At 33.9% G+C, this 20,929-nt stretch carries 18 protein-coding genes; 9 read left to right on the top strand and 9 right to left on the bottom strand.

Annotated features, from left to right (window positions below; translation table 11 throughout):
• Positions 1-35: 35 nt before the first annotated feature.
• Positions 36-1,040 carry a hypothetical protein gene (locus FLV_RS05465; protein WP_243231662.1) on the bottom strand — a complete coding sequence of 335 codons (1,005 nt, stop codon included), beginning with the start codon at positions 1,038-1,040 and terminating at the stop codon, positions 36-38.
• Between the two features lie 230 nt (positions 1,041-1,270).
• On the opposite strand from FLV_RS05465, the gene FLV_RS05460 reads away from it, so the two are divergent.
• The 4 genes from FLV_RS05460 (at position 1,271) to FLV_RS05445 (ending at position 3,090) form a co-directional block, all read left to right on the top strand.
• Positions 1,271-1,861 (top strand): thymidine kinase, encoded by a 591-nt coding sequence (locus FLV_RS05460; protein ID WP_243232231.1) that lies wholly within the window; start codon positions 1,271-1,273, stop codon positions 1,859-1,861.
• A gap of 26 nt (positions 1,862-1,887) precedes the next feature.
• A complete protein-coding gene (locus FLV_RS05455; protein ID WP_243231660.1) occupies positions 1,888-2,307 on the top strand; it encodes a hypothetical protein in 420 nt (139 codons plus the stop codon).
• 113 nt (positions 2,308-2,420) lie between these two features.
• Positions 2,421-2,681 (top strand): DUF6364 family protein, encoded by a 261-nt coding sequence (locus FLV_RS05450; RefSeq protein WP_243231658.1) that lies wholly within the window; start codon positions 2,421-2,423, stop codon positions 2,679-2,681.
• Between the two features lies 1 nt (position 2,682).
• Complete coding sequence (locus FLV_RS05445; protein WP_243231656.1) at positions 2,683-3,090, top strand: type II toxin-antitoxin system VapC family toxin; 408 nt, start codon at positions 2,683-2,685, stop codon at positions 3,088-3,090.
• Positions 3,091-3,201: 111 nt separating this feature from the next.
• Here the strand turns inward: FLV_RS05445 and rpoN are convergent, their stop codons facing one another.
• From rpoN to FLV_RS05425, 4 genes are all read right to left on the bottom strand, one after another.
• Positions 3,202-4,662, bottom strand: coding sequence for an RNA polymerase factor sigma-54 (rpoN, locus tag FLV_RS05440; RefSeq protein WP_243231654.1), 1,461 nt, complete (start codon positions 4,660-4,662; stop codon positions 3,202-3,204).
• A gap of 148 nt (positions 4,663-4,810) precedes the next feature.
• Positions 4,811-6,256 carry an asparagine--tRNA ligase gene (gene asnS / locus FLV_RS05435; protein ID WP_243231652.1) on the bottom strand — a complete coding sequence of 482 codons (1,446 nt, stop codon included), beginning with the start codon at positions 6,254-6,256 and terminating at the stop codon, positions 4,811-4,813.
• A gap of 293 nt (positions 6,257-6,549) precedes the next feature.
• On the bottom strand, positions 6,550-7,743 hold the full coding sequence (locus tag FLV_RS05430) for a carbohydrate binding domain-containing protein (protein WP_243231651.1): 1,194 nt from the start codon (positions 7,741-7,743) through the stop codon (positions 6,550-6,552).
• A 308-nt stretch (positions 7,744-8,051) separates the two neighbouring features.
• Positions 8,052-10,421, bottom strand: coding sequence for an efflux RND transporter permease subunit (locus tag FLV_RS05425; protein ID WP_243231648.1), 2,370 nt, complete (start codon positions 10,419-10,421; stop codon positions 8,052-8,054).
• Between the two features lie 181 nt (positions 10,422-10,602).
• On the opposite strand from FLV_RS05425, the gene FLV_RS05420 reads away from it, so the two are divergent.
• From FLV_RS05420 to FLV_RS05405, 4 genes are all read left to right on the top strand, one after another.
• Complete coding sequence (locus tag FLV_RS05420) at positions 10,603-10,932, top strand: DMT family transporter (protein ID WP_163395336.1); 330 nt, start codon at positions 10,603-10,605, stop codon at positions 10,930-10,932.
• Positions 10,933-10,968: 36 nt separating this feature from the next.
• Positions 10,969-11,730, top strand: a complete 762-nt coding sequence (locus FLV_RS05415; RefSeq protein WP_243231643.1) for a sensor histidine kinase — start codon at positions 10,969-10,971, stop codon at positions 11,728-11,730.
• Complete coding sequence (locus tag FLV_RS05410) at positions 11,693-12,412, top strand: LytR/AlgR family response regulator transcription factor (RefSeq protein WP_243231642.1); 720 nt, start codon at positions 11,693-11,695, stop codon at positions 12,410-12,412. The genes FLV_RS05415 and FLV_RS05410 overlap by 38 nt, the downstream gene beginning before the upstream one ends.
• A gap of 111 nt (positions 12,413-12,523) precedes the next feature.
• Complete coding sequence (locus tag FLV_RS05405; protein WP_243231640.1) at positions 12,524-14,794, top strand: cation:proton antiporter; 2,271 nt, start codon at positions 12,524-12,526, stop codon at positions 14,792-14,794.
• Between the two features lie 239 nt (positions 14,795-15,033).
• Here the strand turns inward: FLV_RS05405 and FLV_RS05400 are convergent, their stop codons facing one another.
• From FLV_RS05400 to pyrH, 3 genes are all read right to left on the bottom strand, one after another.
• Positions 15,034-17,529 (bottom strand): DUF5686 family protein, encoded by a 2,496-nt coding sequence (locus FLV_RS05400; protein ID WP_243231637.1) that lies wholly within the window; start codon positions 17,527-17,529, stop codon positions 15,034-15,036.
• A gap of 118 nt (positions 17,530-17,647) precedes the next feature.
• Positions 17,648-18,211 carry a ribosome recycling factor gene (frr, locus tag FLV_RS05395; RefSeq protein WP_243231636.1) on the bottom strand — a complete coding sequence of 188 codons (564 nt, stop codon included), beginning with the start codon at positions 18,209-18,211 and terminating at the stop codon, positions 17,648-17,650.
• A gap of 139 nt (positions 18,212-18,350) precedes the next feature.
• The gene (pyrH, locus tag FLV_RS05390) at positions 18,351-19,058 is read right to left on the bottom strand and encodes a UMP kinase (protein WP_243232230.1); all 708 of its coding nucleotides are present in this window, start codon (positions 19,056-19,058) and stop codon (positions 18,351-18,353) included.
• 190 nt (positions 19,059-19,248) lie between these two features.
• On the opposite strand from pyrH, the gene FLV_RS05385 reads away from it, so the two are divergent.
• Positions 19,249-19,866, top strand: coding sequence for a thioredoxin family protein (locus tag FLV_RS05385; RefSeq protein ID WP_243231634.1), 618 nt, complete (start codon positions 19,249-19,251; stop codon positions 19,864-19,866).
• Positions 19,867-20,226: 360 nt separating this feature from the next.
• On the opposite strand, the gene truB is transcribed toward FLV_RS05385, so the two are convergent.
• Positions 20,227-20,928 carry a tRNA pseudouridine(55) synthase TruB gene (gene truB / locus FLV_RS05380; protein WP_262916403.1) on the bottom strand — a complete coding sequence of 234 codons (702 nt, stop codon included), beginning with the start codon at positions 20,926-20,928 and terminating at the stop codon, positions 20,227-20,229.
• Between the last annotated feature and the right edge of the window lies 1 nt (position 20,929).

Here is a 20,929-nt window from a genome sequence, read left to right as displayed (position 1 = left end):
TTCGTGGTAATTCGTGCAATCTGTGTTTTGTTTTTTTATGAGAATTTTTTCTCTATTGCTTCAAGAAAACGCTCGGCATAATCGTCTTTTCCTTCCCAGTCGTTATAATCCGGTTTTACCATAGTTTCTATGAATTCTTTTGCTTCATTAAAACTGTCGAATGTCAATAGCTGATTCAAAACACGACTGTAATCTTCCGTATTATTTCCGAAAAGATTTTTGGTAAAGGCAATTCGGTCATTCAGATCAATGTGAAAACCTCGGGCTAATTTTTCGTTTAAAGGAACTGTTTTAGGTTTTTCCGGTTCTGCAATTACAGTTTCAATAGTTTCTGGTTTTTCTTTAAATTCATTTATTGATGGCGTTGGTGCAGGGGCAACATTTTCGAAACTGTCTACTTTTACAAATTGCGCATCAGCATAATTAACCCCCAGAATATCTTCAAATGAAATGTGAACAGCATTTGATTTTGCAGGAGTTTCTGTTTTTATTTCTTCTGTTTCTAATTCAAATGCAGGTTTAAAATCCGGAATTGGTTTTAAATCGCTTACGGTTTTAAAAGAAAGTTCTTCAGCCGTTTCAGTTTCTTTTTGGATTTCAAAAAGAGGTTCTTCAATTTTTGCAGCAATCTCCTCGACTACTTCTACAGGAATATCCACTACGATTTCCTGCTTTTCAGCAATTATTTCCGGAATTTCAGTAACGATTTCCGCCGGAGTTTCTTCAATAATTTCAGGTTCAGGAATAGCTTCTGCCTCAATTGCAGTTTCTTCAACGGTAACCGGAAGTGTTTCTTCAGTCTTAATTGCTACAGGAAGATTTTCTTCTTTTTCAAAAATAGTTTCAATCTGTGACTCTATTTCGCCGTATCCGATAGTGGGTTTTACCTCGTCGAAATTTTCATCAATAAATTTTAAAACTGCTAATTTTTCATATAATTTCTGTGTTTCCAGATACAATTGATTGATATCGGATTTGTTTTTAAGTTTTAAAATTCGATGTGCAATGCTGATTAAATCGGCTTCCAGTTTTTTTTTCATAACTATTGAAATTATAGTGAATAGGGTATTTTAGTATGTTTTGAATGTCTTTTTAATTTGCGAAAGAAATTCGCCGGATATTTATTTTCTGTTAATAAACGCAAGCGAATCTTCAATTTGATAAAAATTCTCTACTTTTGAAAAAGTGTAAAATGACAATTTTTCACGTCAATTTATTACCAGTACAAAGTAATAAAAACTATTCATTTTTAAAGGTAGAAAAATACAAAATGTTTCTCGAAAATACAGTAAATCACAAAGAACAATTTGGTTGGATTGAAGTTATTTGTGGATCAATGTTTTCGGGTAAAACCGAGGAGTTAATCCGCAGGCTCAAGCGCGCCCAATTCGCCAAACAAAAAGTCGAAATTTTCAAACCTGCTATTGATACCCGCTATCATGACGAAATGGTGGTATCACACGATGCTAACGAAATTCGCTCAACGCCTGTTCCTGCTGCGGCAAATATTGCAATTTTAGCACAGGGCTGCGATGTTATTGGTATTGACGAAGCTCAGTTTTTTGATGATGAAATTATTACCGTTTGTAATGATCTTGCGAATCAGGGAATTCGGGTAATTGTGGCCGGATTAGATATGGATTTTAAAGGAAACCCTTTTGGTCCTATGCCTGGACTTATGGCAACTGCAGAGTATGTAACCAAAGTTCACGCAGTTTGTACCAGAACCGGAAACCTTGCCAATTACAGTTTTAGAAAAACGGATAATGATAAATTGGTAATGTTGGGAGAAACAGAAGAATATGAGCCTCTTAGCCGTGCAGCGTATTTTAATGCTATGAAGAAAATTCAGGAAAAATAAATTTCAATTAATCCGTAAACTGCAGAATGAGAAAACAGAATATTTTATTATTAGTGTTAATTGGAATTGCGGTTGCTTTTGTAGTTTTTTTTCAATTTTTTCTTTCTGAAAAAGCAGACGAGGTACATACAGAAATAACAGAATTAGTCGAAAAGTACAATAAAAATTGCCCGTTGACTATTCAGGAAGGAATTCGTTTGGACAGTGTAAGTTTGCATGAAGAAAGAATTGTTCAATACAATTTAACTTTATTGAATGTCGCAAAAGAAACTGCGGAGATAAATGTTATAAAAGCAGAAATTGAAAAAAGCCTGATTAGTACTGCCAAAGCAAATTCTGGACTTCAGGTTTTTAGAGACAATGATTATACGTTGATTTACCATTATAGCGATAAGAAGAAAGCCTTTTTATTTGATGTGAAGCTATTTCCGGATCAGTATAAATAAAATAGTGGTTGTTGATATTAGAATTAAACCCGACAGGTTTTTAAAACCTGTCGGGTTTAGTTTTGTACGGATATTTTTTTTACTTTTGTACGTACAAAGTAAATGTCTGAATAATGGATGCGAAATTAACATTGAAACTGGATAAAGATGTAATCGAGAAAGCGAAAATTTATGCTGCAGAACATAAACATAGTTTGTCGTTTTTGGTCGAAAATTATTTGAAAACCATAACAAAAATCGAAGATATAGGTAATGCTGAAGAACTCGAAATTAGTTCATTTGTAAAAAGCTTTACTATGGGAAATGGCAGCGTCCCTGAAGATTTTGATTATAAAAAAGCACGCAAAGAATATTTGACGGAAAAATACAAATAGTATGAATGTTTTTTTAGATACAAATGTGTTGATTGATTTAATTGATAGAAGAGAGCCTTTTTATAATGAGATCGCCATAATCGCTACATTAGCTGAAAACAAAAAAATCAAACTGGCTGCTTCTTCTTTGTCTTTTATAAATACAGTTTATGTAGTTTCAAGGAATATAGAGGAGAAATTAGTTTTAGAAGCTTTAAAAAAGTTTAGAATTATATGTGACGTTTCAAATATTGATGAGATTGTCATTGATAAAAGTTTAATCTCGAATTTTAATGACTTTGAAGATGCAGTTCAATATTTTAGTGCAGTTCATCATAAATCGGAAATTATCTTAACCCGGAATAAAAAAGATTTTAAAAATTCTGAAATTCCAGCAATGACTCCTTCCGAATTTCTTGCTTCGTTATGAAATTAATCGGGTTAATCGTCAGAATAGAAAAAAATAAACCCGGCAGATTTTAAATTCTGTCGGGTTTGCTATTTAAATGAACTTATATTTCTTATATGGTTAGAAGAAAATCTAAATCTTCTTTCTCATTCTTGCAACCGGAATATCAAGCTGTTCACGGTATTTTGCAATGGTTCTTCTCGCAATTGGATAGCCTTTTTCTTTCAAGATTTCTGCCAATTGATCATCCGGAAGCGGTTTCTTTTTGTCTTCTTCTTCAATCGTATTCTTCAAAATCTTTTTGATTTCCAAAGTCGAAACATCTTCTCCCTGATCGTTTTTCATGGCTTCAGAGAAGAATTCCTTAATCAGTTTTGTCCCGTATGGTGTTTCAACATATTTGCTGTTGGCTACTCGTGAGATTGTCGAAATATCCAAACCAACCAAATCTGCAATGTCTTTTAAGATCATGGGTTTTAGTTTAGTTTCGTCGCCATCTAAGAAAAATTCTTCCTGATAGTGCATAATTGCATTCATCGTTACAAAAAGCGTTTCCTGACGCTGTCTGATCGCATCGATAAACCATTTAGCAGAATCCAGTTTTTGTTTGATAAACTGCACCGCATCTTTTTGTGCAGTCGATTTATCACGAGAATCCTTGTAGGTCTGCATCATTTCCTGATAATCTTTAGAAACGTGCAGAGATGGAGCATTACGTCCATTTAAAGTTAATTCTAATTCGCCATCGATAATTCTAATCGCAAAATCGGGAACTATGTTTTCTGTTACTTTGTTGTTTCCTGTAAAAGAGCCACCCGGTTTTGGGTTTAGTCTTTCAATTTCGTGAATGGCTTTTTTAAGCTGTTCATTCGAAACGCTGTATTTCTGAAGCAGTTTGTCGTAATGTTTCTTAGTAAAAGCATCAAACTGATTTTCGATAATATCGATTGCCAAATCAACATATTCCGTTGGCGTTTTATGCTTCAATTGCAACAATAAACATTCCTGTAAGTCACGTGCTCCAACTCCCGAAGGTTCGAGTTCGTGAATGACATGCAACATTTTTTCGACAATAGCTTCATCAGTATAAATTCCCTGAGTAAAAGCCATGTCATCTACAATATCCGGAACACTTCTGCGGATGTAGCCCATATCATCAATACTTCCAACAAGAAATTCAGCGATTTCGCGCTCTTCATCGTTTAAAATAAAAGTATTCAGTTGATTGATTAAATCCTGATGAAAACTAATTGGCGAAGCAAAAGGCGTTTCACGTTCTTCGTCTTCACTATAATTGTTAACCTGAGTTTTGTAATCAGGGGTATCGTCGTCGCTTAAGTATTCGTCGATATTAATGTCGTCTGCTTCAATTCTGTCCGATTCTGCATCATCATAATCGTCGTAGTCTTCATTGGCAAATTCGTCCGCTTCGTATTCGTCTTCTTTTCCAGCTTCAAGCGCCGGATTTTCGTTCATTTCTTCTAATAAACGCTGTTCAAAAGCTTGCGTAGGCAATTGAATTAACTTCATCAGCTGAATTTGCTGTGGAGATAATTTCTGGGATAATTTTAAATTTAAAAATTGCTTTAGCATTTGTTTTTGTTAAAAGTTTCAAGTTTCAAGTTTCAAGTTTTCCAACTGAACGGATAAACTTAAAACCTGAAACTTGAAAACAAATTTTATAATCTTAGTTCAAGTTCCAACAACCTGAAACTTGAAACCTGAAACTTTTTTAAACTTCTTAGAACTCCGCACTTCCAGGAGTTCTTGGGAAAGGAATTACGTCTCTGATGTTTGTCATTCCTGTAACAAACAATACCAAACGTTCAAATCCTAAACCGAAACCTGCGTGTGTTGCAGAACCAAATCTTCTGGTGTCTAAATACCAGTATAACTCTTCTTCGTCGATTTCTAAAGCTTTCATCTTCTCCACCAAAACATCGTAACGCTCTTCTCTTTCAGAACCACCCACGATTTCTCCAATTCCGGGGAAAAGGATATCCATGGCACGAACCGTTTCTCTTCCTGGTTCTGTGTTGTCGTTCAGACGCATATAAAACGCTTTAATGTTTGCCGGGTAATCAAATAAAATTACAGGACATTTAAAATGTTTTTCAACTAAGTAACGCTCGTGTTCTGACTGTAAATCAGCGCCCCATTCGTTGATGATATATTGAAATTTCTTCTTTTTATTTGGAGTAGAATCTCTTAAAATGTCAATTGCTTCCGTGTAAGAAACTCTTTTGAAATTGTTTTCTAAAACGAAATTCAGTTTCTCCAACAAAGCCATTTCGCTTCTGTCTGCCTGAGGTTTTGATTTTTCTTCTTCTAAAAGTCTTCCTTCTAAGAATTTCAAATCGTCTCCACAATTGTCTAAAGCATATTTAATTACGTACTGAATAAAATCTTCAGCCAAATCCATGTTGTCATCCAAATCATTGAAAGCAACTTCCGGCTCAATCATCCAGAATTCTGCCAGGTGGCGGGAAGTATTTGAGTTTTCTGCTCTAAACGTTGGTCCAAAAGTATAAATCTGTCCCAAAGCCATTGCAAAAGTTTCCCCTTCTAATTGTCCGGAAACCGTTAAGTTCGTATGTTTTCCGAAGAAATCTTTTTTGAAATCAATGTTTCCTTCTTCATTTTTTGGAAGATTGTCTAACGGTAAAGAAGTTACCTGAAACATTTCTCCGGCACCTTCCGCATCAGCTCCGGTAATAATTGGCGTGTTTACATACACAAAACCTTTTTGCTGAAAATAGTTGTGAACTGCAAATGATAATACTGAACGAACACGCATAATTGCCCCAAAAGCATTTGTACGTACGCGCAAGTGAGCGTTTTCACGTAAAAATTCTAAAGAGTGTTTTTTAGGCTGCATTGGGAATTTCTCCGCATCAGAATCTCCAAGAATTTCAAGTTTGTTTACTTGAATTTCGTATTTCTGACCTGCACCTTTACTCTCTACCAAAGTTCCAATTACAGAAACTGCAGCTCCAGTCGTGATTCTTTTTAAAGTTTCTTCCGGCGTATTTTCAAAATCAACAACACATTGTATATTATTAATTGTAGAACCGTCATTAAGCGCGATGAACTGATTATTTCTAAAAGTTCTCACCCATCCTTTTGCATTCACTTCCTGTAGCGTCGTCGTACTGTTTAATAAGTCTTTAACCTTTGTGTGTTTCATTTTAATTTTAGATTTTAGATTGCTGATTTTAGATTAATATAAGATCAGTGTTTTTATATCGAATTGCAAATATAATCGATAATAATTAATTTTTGAAGCTGTTTCCTGCTATCCGCTATATCTTTTTCTTGCTAAAGGAGCAAGAAAAAGGATATCGCTTCTATCAGGGCTAGGGCTTCAGGGATAAAAGTCCTTTTGTTTACATATAAATTAGCTCTTTTTGCTTTTACAGAATAATAAAAAAGCCACAACTTTTACGGTTGCAGCTTTTTGAAATAGGATTGATTATTTTTTTAGTTCTTTATAAACTTAAATGTCTGGTTGTTATCAGTTGATAAAATATACAAGCCATTGCTTAAACCAGAAACATCTACAGACTGAATGTTTTGGGCATCTTTAATGGTTTTAACTGTTCTTCCGGTACTGTCGCTAATAATTAAAGATTTTACATTTGATTCAGAACTGATATTCAGGTTGTCCTGAACCGGATTTGGATAAAATACCACTTTATTAGTTTCGTTTTCAAATTTTTCATTAGCAAGAGTAACGTTGGCTCCAATAAAAGTAATGTCGTCAATATAAAATGTAGTAGTGCTTTTTCCTAAATCAAGATTAAGTTGTGTTGAAGGACTTTTTGCAGCAAAAGTATACGTTATTTTTTGCCATGCTGTGCCTATTGTAGTATTTGGGCCATAGTTCGCACTGGCTGCTGTAGTTGAAAATCTTACGGTACTTCCTGCTACAGACGCTTTAATCCACATGCTTGCTGTATAATTTCTGCCTACAACCAGGTTCATTGCGTCGCTAACCAATTGCACGTTATATTCGTTTGCACCCGCAGATATAGCTTTAAGAGCTCTTGATCCACCATGAACTTCTACCGTTTCTGCAGTTAAATTAGCAGCTCCATTGTATTTTGACCAGTTGGTAAAAGTATCTCCCGTTCCGGCTTCAAGATTACCATTTAGAATAAAATCTAAAGTTGGTGCAGTAGTTATATCATATAAAGCGACATCATCTATGTAAAAAGTATCGGTTCCTTTTCCAAGATCTAAACTTATTTTAGTTGCTGTTGCTGTAGCGGTAAAACTCAAAATACACACTTGCCATCCTGTAGTAACTGTAAAGGCATTTCCGTAAACAGCAGTTCCACCCGAAGTTGAAAAACGAACTGTATTTCCTCCTGCAGTTCCTTTTATCCACATACTTACTTCATAATTGTGTCCAATTACGGTTGCAATATCATCAGTTTGAATTTGTACACTGTATTCATTAGCTCCTGTAGAAATTGCTTTGAGCGATCTTACACCTCCGTGGACTGTTGCCGTTTCTGCAGTTAGGTTTCCTGATCCGTTGGTTTTAGTCCAATTTGTAAAAACGTCTCCGGTTCCGGCTTCAAAATTTCCGTTTGCAACTAAGTTTTGAGCAGTCAGTGCAGATGAAATACCGCCTGCTGTTAAAAATAGAAAAAGTAGTTTTTTAATCATGGTTTTGTTTTTTAAAGGTTGATAGTTAACAATAATCGATTTTTTGACAATCGGTTGTTTAAACAAAAATATATATTTTTTTGATTTATTAAATGAATTTTAATCATTAATAATCAGTAGGTTGTGTACTATTGTTAAATCAAATGTTTTTTTAACAACCGTTTGCGTAAAATTTAATTTTTGAGTCCAAAAAGCCTATAATACAGTCAATTTGTTAAACTTTGGACAAAAAAAAACTACAACCAGAAAAAGTTGTAGTTTTTGAATGTATTATGGTTTACAAATACTAACGGGTTATTTTTAAAAAACTATTCATTTTGTAAATTTTCCAAATCTTCTTTCTTCGTTTTTTTCTTTTCAAAAGTCAAAACAAGCGAAGGCAAAACAACTAAGTTGGCAAACATGGCAAAAATTAAAGTACAAGAAATTAATCCTCCCAATGCAATGGTTCCGCTAAAGCTGGATAATGTAAAAGTACCAAAACCTAAAATTAATATAACAGAGGTATAAAAGGTACTGATACCGGTTTCCCTTAAAGCACTAAAAACCGACTTTTTAACTTTTCCGCCACTTTGAAGCAGATCATGTCTATACTTTGCCATAAACTGAATGGCATTATCTACCGAAATTCCAAAAGCAATACTAAATACCAATATCGTAGAAGGTTTCAGTGGAATGTCAAGATACCCCATTATTCCTGATGTAATACACAGTGGTAAAATGTTTGTTATTAATGATGCCATTACCATTTTAAAAGATCGGAATAGGTACAAAATAAGTAGTGCAATGGTCAAAATAGCAAAAAATAATGATTCGATTAAATTGTGGGCCAAATACGAAGTACCTTTCTGAAAAACCAGTGCTTTGCCGGTTACAGTAACTTCAAATCGCTCTTTCGGGAAAATTTCATCAATTTTTTGGTGTAATTTCCCTTCTACTTTTGCCATTTCATCAGTGCCAATATCTTTCATGAAAGTAGTGATTCGGGCGTATTGACCTGTCGAATCAACGTAAGCTTTCATTAAATTATCCTTGCTGTTTTTTGTGGCATTTTTGGCATAGCTCAAAATAAATGTCTGCTCCTGCGAAGTTGGCAGCTGATAATATTCAGGATTTCCGTTGTAAAAAGCCTGTTTGGAGTATTTAACCAGATTTACAACCGAAACCGGTTTTGCCAATTCCGGCATTTCGGCAATCGTGTTCTGCAATTCATCCATTTTTCGAATGGTCGATGCTTTCATGACACCTTTTTTCTTTTTGGTGTCAATCATGATTTCTAATGGCATTACGCCGTTGAACTCTTTTTCGTAGAATAAAATGTCTTTAAAGAAAGAAGCAGTTTTGGGCATTTCACTAATCAAACTTCCTGAAACTTTCATTTGTCTAACGCCATTTATACTGATAATGAAAAGTAAAGCATAAATGATATAAACGATTCTTCGTTTGTTTTTAACTGTATTTTCAACCACATTCAATAAAGTCGAAATATAAGTTTTACTCAGGTGATATAAATGTTTTTCTTTCGGTAAAGGAAGAAAACTGTACACTATTGGAACAATAAAAAGGGTCAGTATATAAACAGAAAGAACATTTATAGAAGTGACCAATCCAAATTCAAAAAGCAATTCGTTACCGGTAATCATCAATGTTGCAAAACCAATCGCAGCAGTAAGATTAGTCATTAAAGTCGCATGTCCGATTTTTGAAATAATACGCTGCAGGGCTTTTGCCTGATTATTGTGTAATTTAATTTCCTGCTGGTATTTATTGATCAGGAAAATACAATTCGTGATTCCGATAACGATAATCAGCGGCGGAATAATAGCGGTTAGAATTGTGATTTTGTATCCTAATAATCCCAGCGTTCCAAATGACCACATTACGCCAACAATCAAAATACAAATCGAAATAAAAGTAGCTCTGAACGAACGGAAAAAGAAAAAGAAAATTAAAGAAACAACTCCTAAAGCGGCACCAATAAAAAGACCAATTTCGCCTTTCATGTCGTTTGCATTGATCGTCCTGATGTATGGCATTCCTGAAACTTTTAAGTCAACGCCGGTTGTTTTTTCGAATTTGTTGATTTTCGGAACCAGATTTTCGAGGATAAATGTCTTTCTTTCGGCGGTATTTACCAGTTTTTTGTTGATATAAATAGCAGACCGGACACTTCCGCTTTCTTTGTTGAATAATAATCCTTCGTAAAAAGGTAAATTATGGAACAAATCGTACTGAACTTTTTTTAAATAGGCTGCATCCAGTGTTTTGCTCTGATCGATAAACGGTGAAAGAACAAATTTTTCATTGACAGTATCTTTTTCAAGCTTTTTTAAGTCATTTAAAGAAACCACCAAATCAACTTCTTTAGATTTTTTTAAGCCAGTCATCAATTCGTTCCAGGCAGCATAATTTTTAGGAGTAAAAAAGTTTGGGTCTTTAAAACCAATTACAACAAGGTTTCCTTCTTCTCCAAATTTATCTAAGAATTTTTGATACTCTTTATTGGCGATATGATCTTTTGGAAGCAGGTTGGCTTCGGTGTAGGTCATAGAAAGGTTTTTCCATTGAAGAGCAAGAAAAATTGTGATTGCCGCCACAATTGTCAATATCGTAATTCTGTTTTTAAGTATGATTCGGGCAATTTTTTCCCAAAAACCTACTTGTGCTGAGTTTTTCATAAAATTTGTAAAATGGATGCAAATGTAATTAAAAGTGTTAAAAATCATTAAGTAAGGCAATTGTTTTTGCGATTTGTTAACATTAATTAACATACATAATGTTTTGATAATTTAATAATTTGGTGTGATTTGTATGCCGGCTTTTCTCATCTTTGCAGTACAATTTTAAAGGAATAAAAAAATGAATTGGATTTTATTGATTATTGCGGGGCTTTTTGAAGTAGGTTTTGCATCGTGTTTAGGCAAGGCCAAAGAAACAACCGGAATCGTATCGACCTATTGGATGGCTGGTTTTTTTGTCTGTCTTTCGATCAGTATGATTCTGCTTTATAAAGCCACACAAGTATTGCCAATAGGAACCGCTTATGCTGTCTGGACAGGAATTGGAGCTGTTGGAACTGTTTTAGTTGGAATATTGATCTTTAAAGAACCGGCAACTTTCTGGAGGATATTTTTTCTTTCAACCCTGATTGCTTCGATTATTGGATTAAAATTCGTTTCCAGCCATTAAAAAAAATATTTAAGCTATAGTAAAGAATAAATTAAAATGCAGGAAAGCAACACGATCACTTTTATTTTTTTAGCCATAATTTTATTGCTGATTGTCATCATTGGTTTTATGGTGTATCAATTAATGCAATCTAAAAAAGCTAAGGAAGATGCCGAAGAAAGCTTTTACGCTCTTGAAAGAAAAGTAAACGATCTGCAGCTGGAAACTTTAGAGTCTAAACTGAATCCGCATTTGTTTAAGAATATTCTCAACTCCATTCAGTCGCACGCTTATCAGACTTATTTTGCTTTGGACAAACTGGCCAATGTGCTGGATTATATTTTGTACGAAAGCAAAAAGAAATTTGTTACCGCCAAAGAAGAAATTGATTTTGCACTGAACCTGATCGAAATTAATAAAATTAAAATCAGTCCGCTTTTTGAGCTGAAGATCAAAACCAATATCAATAAAGAAGATAAATTATACGAACAGCCTTTACTGGCACCGTTAATTTCAATTGATTTAATTGAAAATGCGTTTAAACATGCAGACCTGCAAAGTGCTGATGCCTTTATTTCGGTAGTTTTTGAGTTTAAAGACAATGCTTTTTTTATGACGGTTTCCAACAAAATTTCGGATAAAAAAGTACTAAAAAAGGAACGAAGCGGTTTAGGAAATACAACTTTAGAGCACCGCTTAAGAATTATTTACAAAAACAACTTCAAACTCGACAGGTTTACAGAAAACGATATTTATATTGCTCATCTAAAAATAGATTTACTTGGATACAAAACTGAAATGCTTGCTTCTGGACGATGAGTTACCCGGATTAACGTACCTGAAAATGCTTTGTGAACAAATTCCCGAAGTAGAAATCGTAAAAACTTTTAATAATCCTGAAAAACTATTGGCCGAAATTTCGGACCTCGAATTTGATTTATTAATATCAGATATCGAAATGCCCGGAATTGACGGTTTGCATCTGGCAGAAATGATCCAGGATAAACTCGTGATTTTTTGTACGGCTTATAAAGATTATGCTGCCGATGCTTTTAATATTGATGCGGTAGATTATATCACAAAACCGGTAAAGTTAGAACGTTTGCAAAAAGCAATCTCAAAAGCTTTTGAGCGATTTAGTAAGCCTGAAACAGCTAAAAAGTTTATCCAGTTAAATACAGATAGAGGAAAAACCTTGTTGTATTTCAATCAGATTCAGTATGTCAAAACCGCTATAAGTGACAGCCGCGATAAAACGGTTCTTTTGACAGATGGAAGTTCTCTGAATTTAAAAAATGTTAAATTTGATATACTTTTAAATGAACTGCCTGAAACTGATTTTTGCCGAATCAATAAAAAAGAAATTGTGGCGGTAAAAGCGATAAAATTCTTCAATCATAACGAAATTGTATTGCATCATCTTGAAGAAAATAATAAAAATACTACCTTAATTTTAAGTGAAACCTATCGTTCCGATTTTTTAAAAAAGGTCAAAATCTAACTTATTACAAAGTTTTTCCGACTTGTTACATACATTGTAAATTAGCTGTAAATTTACTTTTTCACTATCTTTTCAGTGCTGATATTTGCCCCATAATTTAAAATACGGATTATGAATAATATTAAAAATTCTTTATTCTACGTTACTGTCATTGGAGGTTTTACTGCTTTGATATATTGGGTAATTTCTAAAGGGGCTTCACTTGAAGCAGGACGTGGAATCATTCATAAAAAAATAGAAAGCAATCATTGGAATGACTTTTTACATTCTATGATTGAAAACCTTCAGCATCCCCTGGCTATTTTACTGGCTCAGATCGTAACCATTATTTTGGCCGCACGTTTGTTTGGATGGGTTTTCAGAAAAATTGGTCAGCCTTCTGTAATTGGCGAAATGATTGCCGGAATTGTTTTGGGGCCATCTTTAGTCGGGATGTATTTTCCGGAGTTTTCAGCTGCTTTATTTCCAACAGAGTCTTTAGGGAATCTGCAATTTTTAAGTCAGATAGGTTTGATACTTTTTATGTTTGTGATTGGTATGGAACTGGATTTGAAAGTACTTAAAAATAAAGCGCACGAATCTGTGGTAATCAGTCATGCCAGTATTGTGATTCCGTTTGCTTTAGGATTAAGTTTAGCTTATTTTATTTATGGGGCTTTTGCGCCTGAAGGAGTAGAATTTTCCTCTTTCGGATTGTTCATGGGAATCGCTATGAGTATAACGGCTTTCCCGGTTTTGGCAAGAATCGTTCAGGAACGCGGCATGCAAAAAACAAAGCTCGGAACCATTGCCATAACTTGCGCAGCTGCCGATGATATTACGGCCTGGTGTATTCTGGCGGTTGTAATTGCAATTGTAAAAGCAGGTTCGTTTACGAGCGCTTTATATGTTATTGGGCTGGCGATTTTGTACGTTATCGTAATGCTGAAAATAGTTCGTCCGTTCCTGAAACGTGTTGGAGATTTAAATTCAACCCGAGAAAGTCTGAACAAACCGGTAGTTGCTATTTTTTTTATAACACTTTTATTTTCTTCTTACGCTTCAGAATTAATCGGAATCCACGCTTTATTTGGTGCGTTTTTAGCAGGAGCTATTATGCCGGAGAACAATAAATTCAGAAATATTTTTATCGAAAAAGTCGAAGATGTTTCTATCATTGTCTTATTGCCTTTATTTTTCGTGTTTACAGGTTTACGTACTCAGATTGGGTTGCTTAATGATCCGTATTTATGGAAAGTTACCGCTGTAATTATTGCAGTTGCAGTTGTTGGTAAATTCTTTGGAAGTGCTTTGGCTGCCAAATTTGTAGGGCAAAACTGGAAAGACAGTTTAGCGATTGGTGCCTTAATGAACACACGGGGATTGATGGAATTGGTCGTTTTAAATATTGGATATGATCTGGGTGTTTTATCAACTGAGATTTTTACCATGATGGTCATTATGGCTTTGGTTACCACTTTTATGACAGGTCCCGCACTGGATTTTATAGGCTATATTTTTAAGGATAAACCAACGGTAGTTCCACAGGAAATTGGCAATAAAAGCAAGTACAAAATCCTGCTTTCGTTTGCAACCCCCGAAAAAGGAAAGAAATTGCTTCAGATTGCCCATAGTTTAGTTAAAAAACAATCTGATAATTCGATTGTAACAGCAATGCATTTGTCATTAAGTACCGAAATTCATTCTTTTGATGTCAAAGACCATGAGCGAAAAATGCTAATGCCGGTTATCGAAGAATCAGAGCGCTTGAATCAAAATATGGTAAGTGTTTTTAAAGTAACAAATGATATTGATACTGATATTATAGACACTGCCAATCAGGGCGAATATGATTTACTGCTTGTAGGTCTTGGACAATCTATTTTTGATGGAACTTTACTTGGGAAAATTCTTGGTTTTACGACCAGAATTGTTAACCCGGATCGTTTGATTGATAAGTTTACAGGAAAAGAAGGTTTGTTCGAAAACTCTCCTTTTGATGAAAGAACACGTCATATCATTGCCAAAACAAAAATGCCGGTCGGAATTTTTATTGATAAAGATCTGGAAGAAGTCGATCGGATTTTTATGCCTATTTTTAGTGAAGAAGATTCTTTCCTGATTGATTATGCAAGAAAGTTAATCAACAATAATGGTTCGCAAATTACAGTTCTGGATGCCAGTGGAGAGGTAAAAAGTACCCGAAACATGCAGGAAAATATTCGTTCGATTGAACAGATTGCACCAAACCATATTATGATTATGCAGGAAAGAACGATTAAAAAGGAGTTTTTAGAAACTCAGGATTTAATGATTATAAGTTTAGACAGCTGGAAAAAATTAATCGAATCTCAAAGTATTTGGCTGAATAACACGCCTTCGGTTTTGATTTTGAAACCATAGTTTTTTAAATTTCAATATTTAAATTCCAAATTCCAATCCTATAAAATTGGAATTTGGAATTTTTATTATGGATGTCCCGGAGAATAGTTTATATTGTAGAGATGGATCTCAATCCATTATTCGTAATAAAAACCGACAATCGAGATTGTTTCGCCAGTTTGCTATCTCGTGTCCTCTTTCCTCGGATGACATATTAGACTTGGAATTTGGAATTTAAAAATGATTGAGATTTAAATCTTTTACAATCCTAAATCCAATACATAAGAAATCTTAACCGCGATATTATCTTCGAATTTAGCCAATTGATTAGGGCCGTAACGGTAAAATCCTCCTAAACCAAAGCCTTTATAGATTTTGTTTAACTCAATTCCGGATTCAAAGAAACCTTTGTCGAGGGTTTTGTACGTTGGTCCAACATGCTGTTCCGGTTTTTCCATATTTCCCCAGGCCATTCTGGTAACCAATACTAGTGAAGGGCGAACTTTTTTGAGAATTTTCACTCTGTTGAAACCATGTTTTATCTGAAAAAAAAGATATTCGCTGGAGAAAAATTCATTAAAAAACATCGTTTCAAAACTGTTTCTTCCTGAAAAAGTAATACGCTGAATGATAGTTTCCTTGTTGAGGTTATTAGGCATGGTGTTGTATAAATGGGTTATTGGTACATCGCCCATAGCGTAGCCTCCCTGCAATAAAAGACTGGTTTTTTGACCGTCTAAATATTTCTTTTCGTACTCGGTTTTAAAATCTATTTTGCCAAAATTAAAATCATTTTCCAATACATTCGGTAAAGATTGTGTGTATTGAAAAGTAAACCTTGGGAACCGTTTGTCAGATTCTGTTCTGCCGGTTGGCGTCTGCATGAAATCACTAAATGGTGCCCAAACGAGAGAGACCATAGCAGTCGTCATAATATAACTTGAGTACAATTTTCCGTCTACATTAAACAGATAATCAAATTTAGGTTCGACATAAGTACGGGATAATTCAAAAATACCTTCTGTCTTCGGAATTATTTTTGACTGAAGATTGGCTTTCCAACTAATATATTTATAAAAAGTACTGATATTGATTGGGCGGGGATCATAGATTTTAAACACACGTTTGTCAACAGCAAAAAAGGTACTCGCAATTTCCCGAACATCTTCGGTGTAAGAAGCATTTAACCAGGTGTTGGTCGTTTTTCCAATTTGCACACCGGAACCTAAACTATATTTAAAGTTTCCATCTTTTGTGCCGTATGCTGAATATCCTTCAATTCTGAAATTTTTAGAAAAAGCATCGTTTGTAATACCTCCAAGACCCAGTCTAAAACCTTCATAATTATTATAACTAATGAGCTTTTTTAAATCAAAATCTACCGGGCCAAGCGGGATATAACCATTTATGATTTTTCTTCCAAAGCGTAAACGATTCTCAATTCTCTTTTTTACTGAAATACTATCGAGTAACAAATAGGTTTTCTGGCCTTTTAAGTCTAAAGTATCCTTGCGATATTTGTTCCAGAATGTATCGGTTTTTTTATTGGCATCTTCCTGAATTTCGATATAAAGCGACGGATCTTTTATTGGAACGGTTGTGTTATAATGAATGTCGAAATTATTGCTTTCTGAAAGTAAATAAGTAAAATCTGAGGCGCTCTTTTTTCGGGTAGTAAAAGCATCTTCAGCATCTCCGTCAAACTGAATCGTTCCTCCTAAAAAATTAATATCATCATCATTTTTTCCTTTTACAATTTTGAAAGAAGTATTGCCCGGAAACCATATTTTTTCTTCGGGAACATATTCAAATTCATGAATTCCGCTAATATCAAGTAAGCCTTTTATACGCATTATAGCCTTTGCAATGGCATAATTTTCCTGATCTATATATAAAACACCTTCTAAACCCGATGCTCTTTTTCTTTCCTTATTTTTAAAATAAATCATAAAAGTATTTCGGCCTTTAATAACAACGGTATCCAATAATTTATAATTGTAATCTTTTAAGGCATCATTAGAAACAGGGTTGTTGTATTTGGTTTCAAAAAGTTCGTACTTCGAATCATAAATAGAAATAGACTGTAAATTAAAAGCAATAATTTCGTAGATCGGTTGTTTAAAACCGGCCATTTTTGTTCCCAGAATGGTCTCTTTGAGTTTTTTGTTCCCGAATTGATATTGTGATACTTTCTCAGTTTGAAATAAGTGCTGCTTGCTTATAATCTCTTTAAATTTATAGTCGGAAGAATCAATATTGATTCTTTTTTTCTTTAAATCCTTGTATGATGCAGACGAGTCAATCCTGCCTTTAATGGAATCCGGATTAGCTGTTACAATCAGTTTGTTATATGTTTTATACTCAAAACTGTTTAATTTTTTTTGAGGATTGTTATTGTTTTTATTGGCAATAACCTTTCTTAAAATAGTTAATGCAGGATTTTCATTTGAAATGACAACTTCTTTGAGATTGTCAGTTGTCTGCTGAAGCGAAATTGAATAAAACTTTTTATTGTCTGCAACGGTAATAATTTTAGTTTGAAAGCCAATGTAAGAAACCGTAAAAGAAGTAATTTTTACCCTTGGCGAAAGGGTGAATTTCCCATCAACATCAGTAATAGTGTTATTATTGTCTGAAGTTATAATTGTAGCAAACGGCAGTGGTTTGTTTTTTTTGTCGTTTACAATTCCGTTTATTTGAAATTGCGCCTGTAAAGTAAGCGTAAAAAACAAAGTAAATAAACAGAATAGTTTCATACAGCGTGTTATGGTTTTGAAACCAAAGGAAATGAATTTTGGTATGCAAAAATAATAATAAAAAAATCCGTCTGGTATAATTTTAACCAAACGGATTCTTAATTTTATGTCAAATAAGTTACACTTTCATGATTTCAGCCTCTTTAACAGCCAATAATTCATCTATTTTTTTGATGTAACTATTTGTTAAGTTCTGAACTTCTTCTTCGGCAGATTTGCAAATGTCTTCAGATGTTCCTTCTTTTTCTAATTTTTTAATATCGGTATTAGCATCTTTACGTGAGTTACGGATACCAATTTTAGCATCTTCGGCCTCAGATTTGGCTTGTTTTGCTAAATCTCTACGGCGCTCTTCTGTCAAAGGCGGAACGCTGATAATAATTACATCACCATTATTCATTGGATTGAAACCAATATTGGCAATTAAAATTGCTTTTTCGATTACGGATAACATGTTTTTTTCGAAAGGCTGCAAAGTAATTGTTCTTGCATCAGGCACACTAATTTTAGATACCTGAGAAAGAGGTGTAGCAGCACCATAATAATCAACAAAAACACCTCCAAGCATGGCCGGAGAAGCTTTTCCTGCACGAATATTTAGAAATTCTTTTTCTAAATGCGCAATCGTACCATTCATTGATTCTTCAGTACTTTCTAATATGAAATCTATTTCTTCAGTCATTTTTTTAGATTTTTAGATTTTTTTAGATGAGTAGATTATAAAAACAGATTCTTTATAATTTACTGACTAATTGTATTTTTAAGATTATTAGAATTAAGAAAAATCTAAATTAGTCTAAAATTCTAACAATCTATGTGGTCTAAATATTTACTACAGTCCCGATGTTTTCTCCGTCGCAAATTTTTAATAAGTTACCAATTTTGTTCATATCGAAAACAACGATTGGTAATTTGTTTTCCTGGCTTAAAGTAAAGGCAGTTGTATCCATTACGTTCAATCCTTTTTTGATGACATCATCAAACGAAATAAAATCAAATTTTACTGCCGAAGCATTTTTTTCAGGATCACAATCGTAAACACCATCTACACGGGTTCCTTTTAGGATAACGTCAGCATTGATTTCGATTCCTCTTAAAACGGCAGCTGTATCAGTAGTAAAATAAGGGTTTCCGGTTCCGGCTCCAAAAATTACAATTCTTCCTTTTTCAAGATGACGGTCAGCTCTTCTTTTAATATAAGGTTCTGCAATAGATTCCATTTTCAAAGCAGTCTGCAAGCGGGTTTTCATTCCTTTGTCTTCAAGAGCACCCTGCAAAGCCATTCCGTTTATAACAGTAGCAAGCATTCCCATGTAATCGCCTTGTACTCTGTCCATACCTGAACTTGCCCCGGCAACTCCTCTAAAAATATTTCCTCCTCCAATAACAATAGCAATTTCTACTCCTTTATTGTGAATTTGCTTAATTTCATCTGCATATTCGGCTAATCTTTTTGGGTCAATTCCGTACTGTAAGTCTCCCATTAAGGCCTCGCCACTAAGTTTTAGAAGAATTCTTTTATATTTCATGTGTGTTGCGTTTGTTTGTGCAAATATAGACATATTCTGTTTTTTTAAAATAGTGTTTTAAAAAATTAATTATTTCTTTTCTAAATTAAATTTCAACTGATTTTCAGGATTTATTTCATTGAAATGTGATAAAAGTCATTCGTGCATCTTTTTAAAAAGAGTAATTTTATGGTATCAAAACGAAATAAACATGAAAAGTATTGTAGCCAGAGCATTATTCAATAGTCATTCTTATACTGAATATCGAAAATTAGTTACCGATTTATTATCAGAAGGAAAATCAACAGGTGATGAACAATCTGAAAGTTTGACTCATTATTCCCGTTTGAATGAAGCGAGAATGAATCGGCTGGAGAAAACCATCAAAATTTCTGAAGATGTAATTTCGAAACTGCAAAATTTAGAGAACCATTATATTTGGCTGGTAATTTCTGAAGGCTGGTGTGGAGATGCTGCCCAAATACTTCCAATATTAAATAAAATGGCATTGGCATCAGATAAAAAAATTGACCTCAGAATTGTACTTCGTGATGAAAATGATGAATTAATGAGTCAATATTTAACAAACGGCGGAAGAGCAATTCCAAAAGTTATTGTGATTTGTAAAGAAGCCGGAATTGTAAGAACTCATTGGGGACCAAGACCAAAAGGTGCTGCAGAATTGATGGCAAATTATAAAAGAGATTTTGGTGTTGTTGATGAAAAAATCAAAACCGATTTGCAATTATGGTATTTGGCAGATAAAGGAATTTCGGTTCAGGAGGAATTAGTACAAATTTTGGAGAATATACAGTACAATCGATTATGATTTTTATATTGATATATCGTTAAAAAGCGTTGTTGTTTCGTTAATGAGTTGAAAACAAGATTTTTAGTAGTAAAAATACGTTAAAATTATTTTTTGTAATTTAAAATTTTGTACCTTAGTAAGGCAATCCCACTTCTATTATTTATTTTCTGATTTACTCTTTTTATTGGTGTTTGTTTAATAATTAAAAATACACTGTTATGAAAAAGTTATTCGAAAGATTTTACGATTTTTTTTCAAGATTTCTATTTGGAGGAAAAAATATATCTCATTATTAATTCCTCAAGTATGAAATAACATTATTTTCTGCGAGGCTGGTACAGGCACATTACTACTGTCTTGTTTTGTAATGTGCTTTTTTTATTTATTCAAATTCAGGCTTTCCTCAAACAAAGTAATATCAATTGCATTTTGTACATCATAATTACCAATTTTGGTACGGCGTAAAACTGTTAAATGCGAACCTGAGTCCATAGCTTTTCCAAAATCAAAAGCTAGCGAACGAATATAAGTTCCTTTGCTGCAAACCACTCTAAAATCAATTTCGGGTAATGCAATTCGGGTAATTTCAAATTCGTGAATGGTTGTTTTTCTACTTGTAATTTCTACAGTTTCTCCCGCACGAGCGTGCTCGTATAAGCGAACACCATCTTTTTTGATGGCTGAAAAAATAGGTGGTTTTTGATCGATTTCGCCTAAAAACTGTTTTACGGTTTCGTGAATCAAAGTTTCATCAATATGAGAAGTTGAAAACGTTTCGTTAATTTCTGTTTCCAGATCATACGATGGAGTAGTGGCTCCAATATAAAATGTTCCGGTGTATTCTTTTGCCTGACCCTGAAGTTCAGAAATTCTTTTGGTAAATTTTCCGGTACAGATTAATAATAATCCGGTTGCCAAAGGATCTAAAGTCCCGGCATGTCCAATTTTAAACTTTTTTGGAAGCCCGACTTTATTAATTAAAAGGTATTTTAATTTGTTGACTGCCTGAAACGAACTCCATTTTAAAGGTTTGTCTATCAGTAAAACTTGTCCGTCTAAATATTCTTCGGGAGTTTTCAAA

The organism is Flavobacterium pectinovorum (assembly GCF_022802975.1).
Classification (GTDB): Bacteria; Bacteroidota; Bacteroidia; order Flavobacteriales; family Flavobacteriaceae; genus Flavobacterium; species Flavobacterium pectinovorum_B.
The sequence above is the reverse complement of the archived record's forward strand: the minus strand, read 5'-3'. Positions and strand labels throughout refer to the sequence as shown.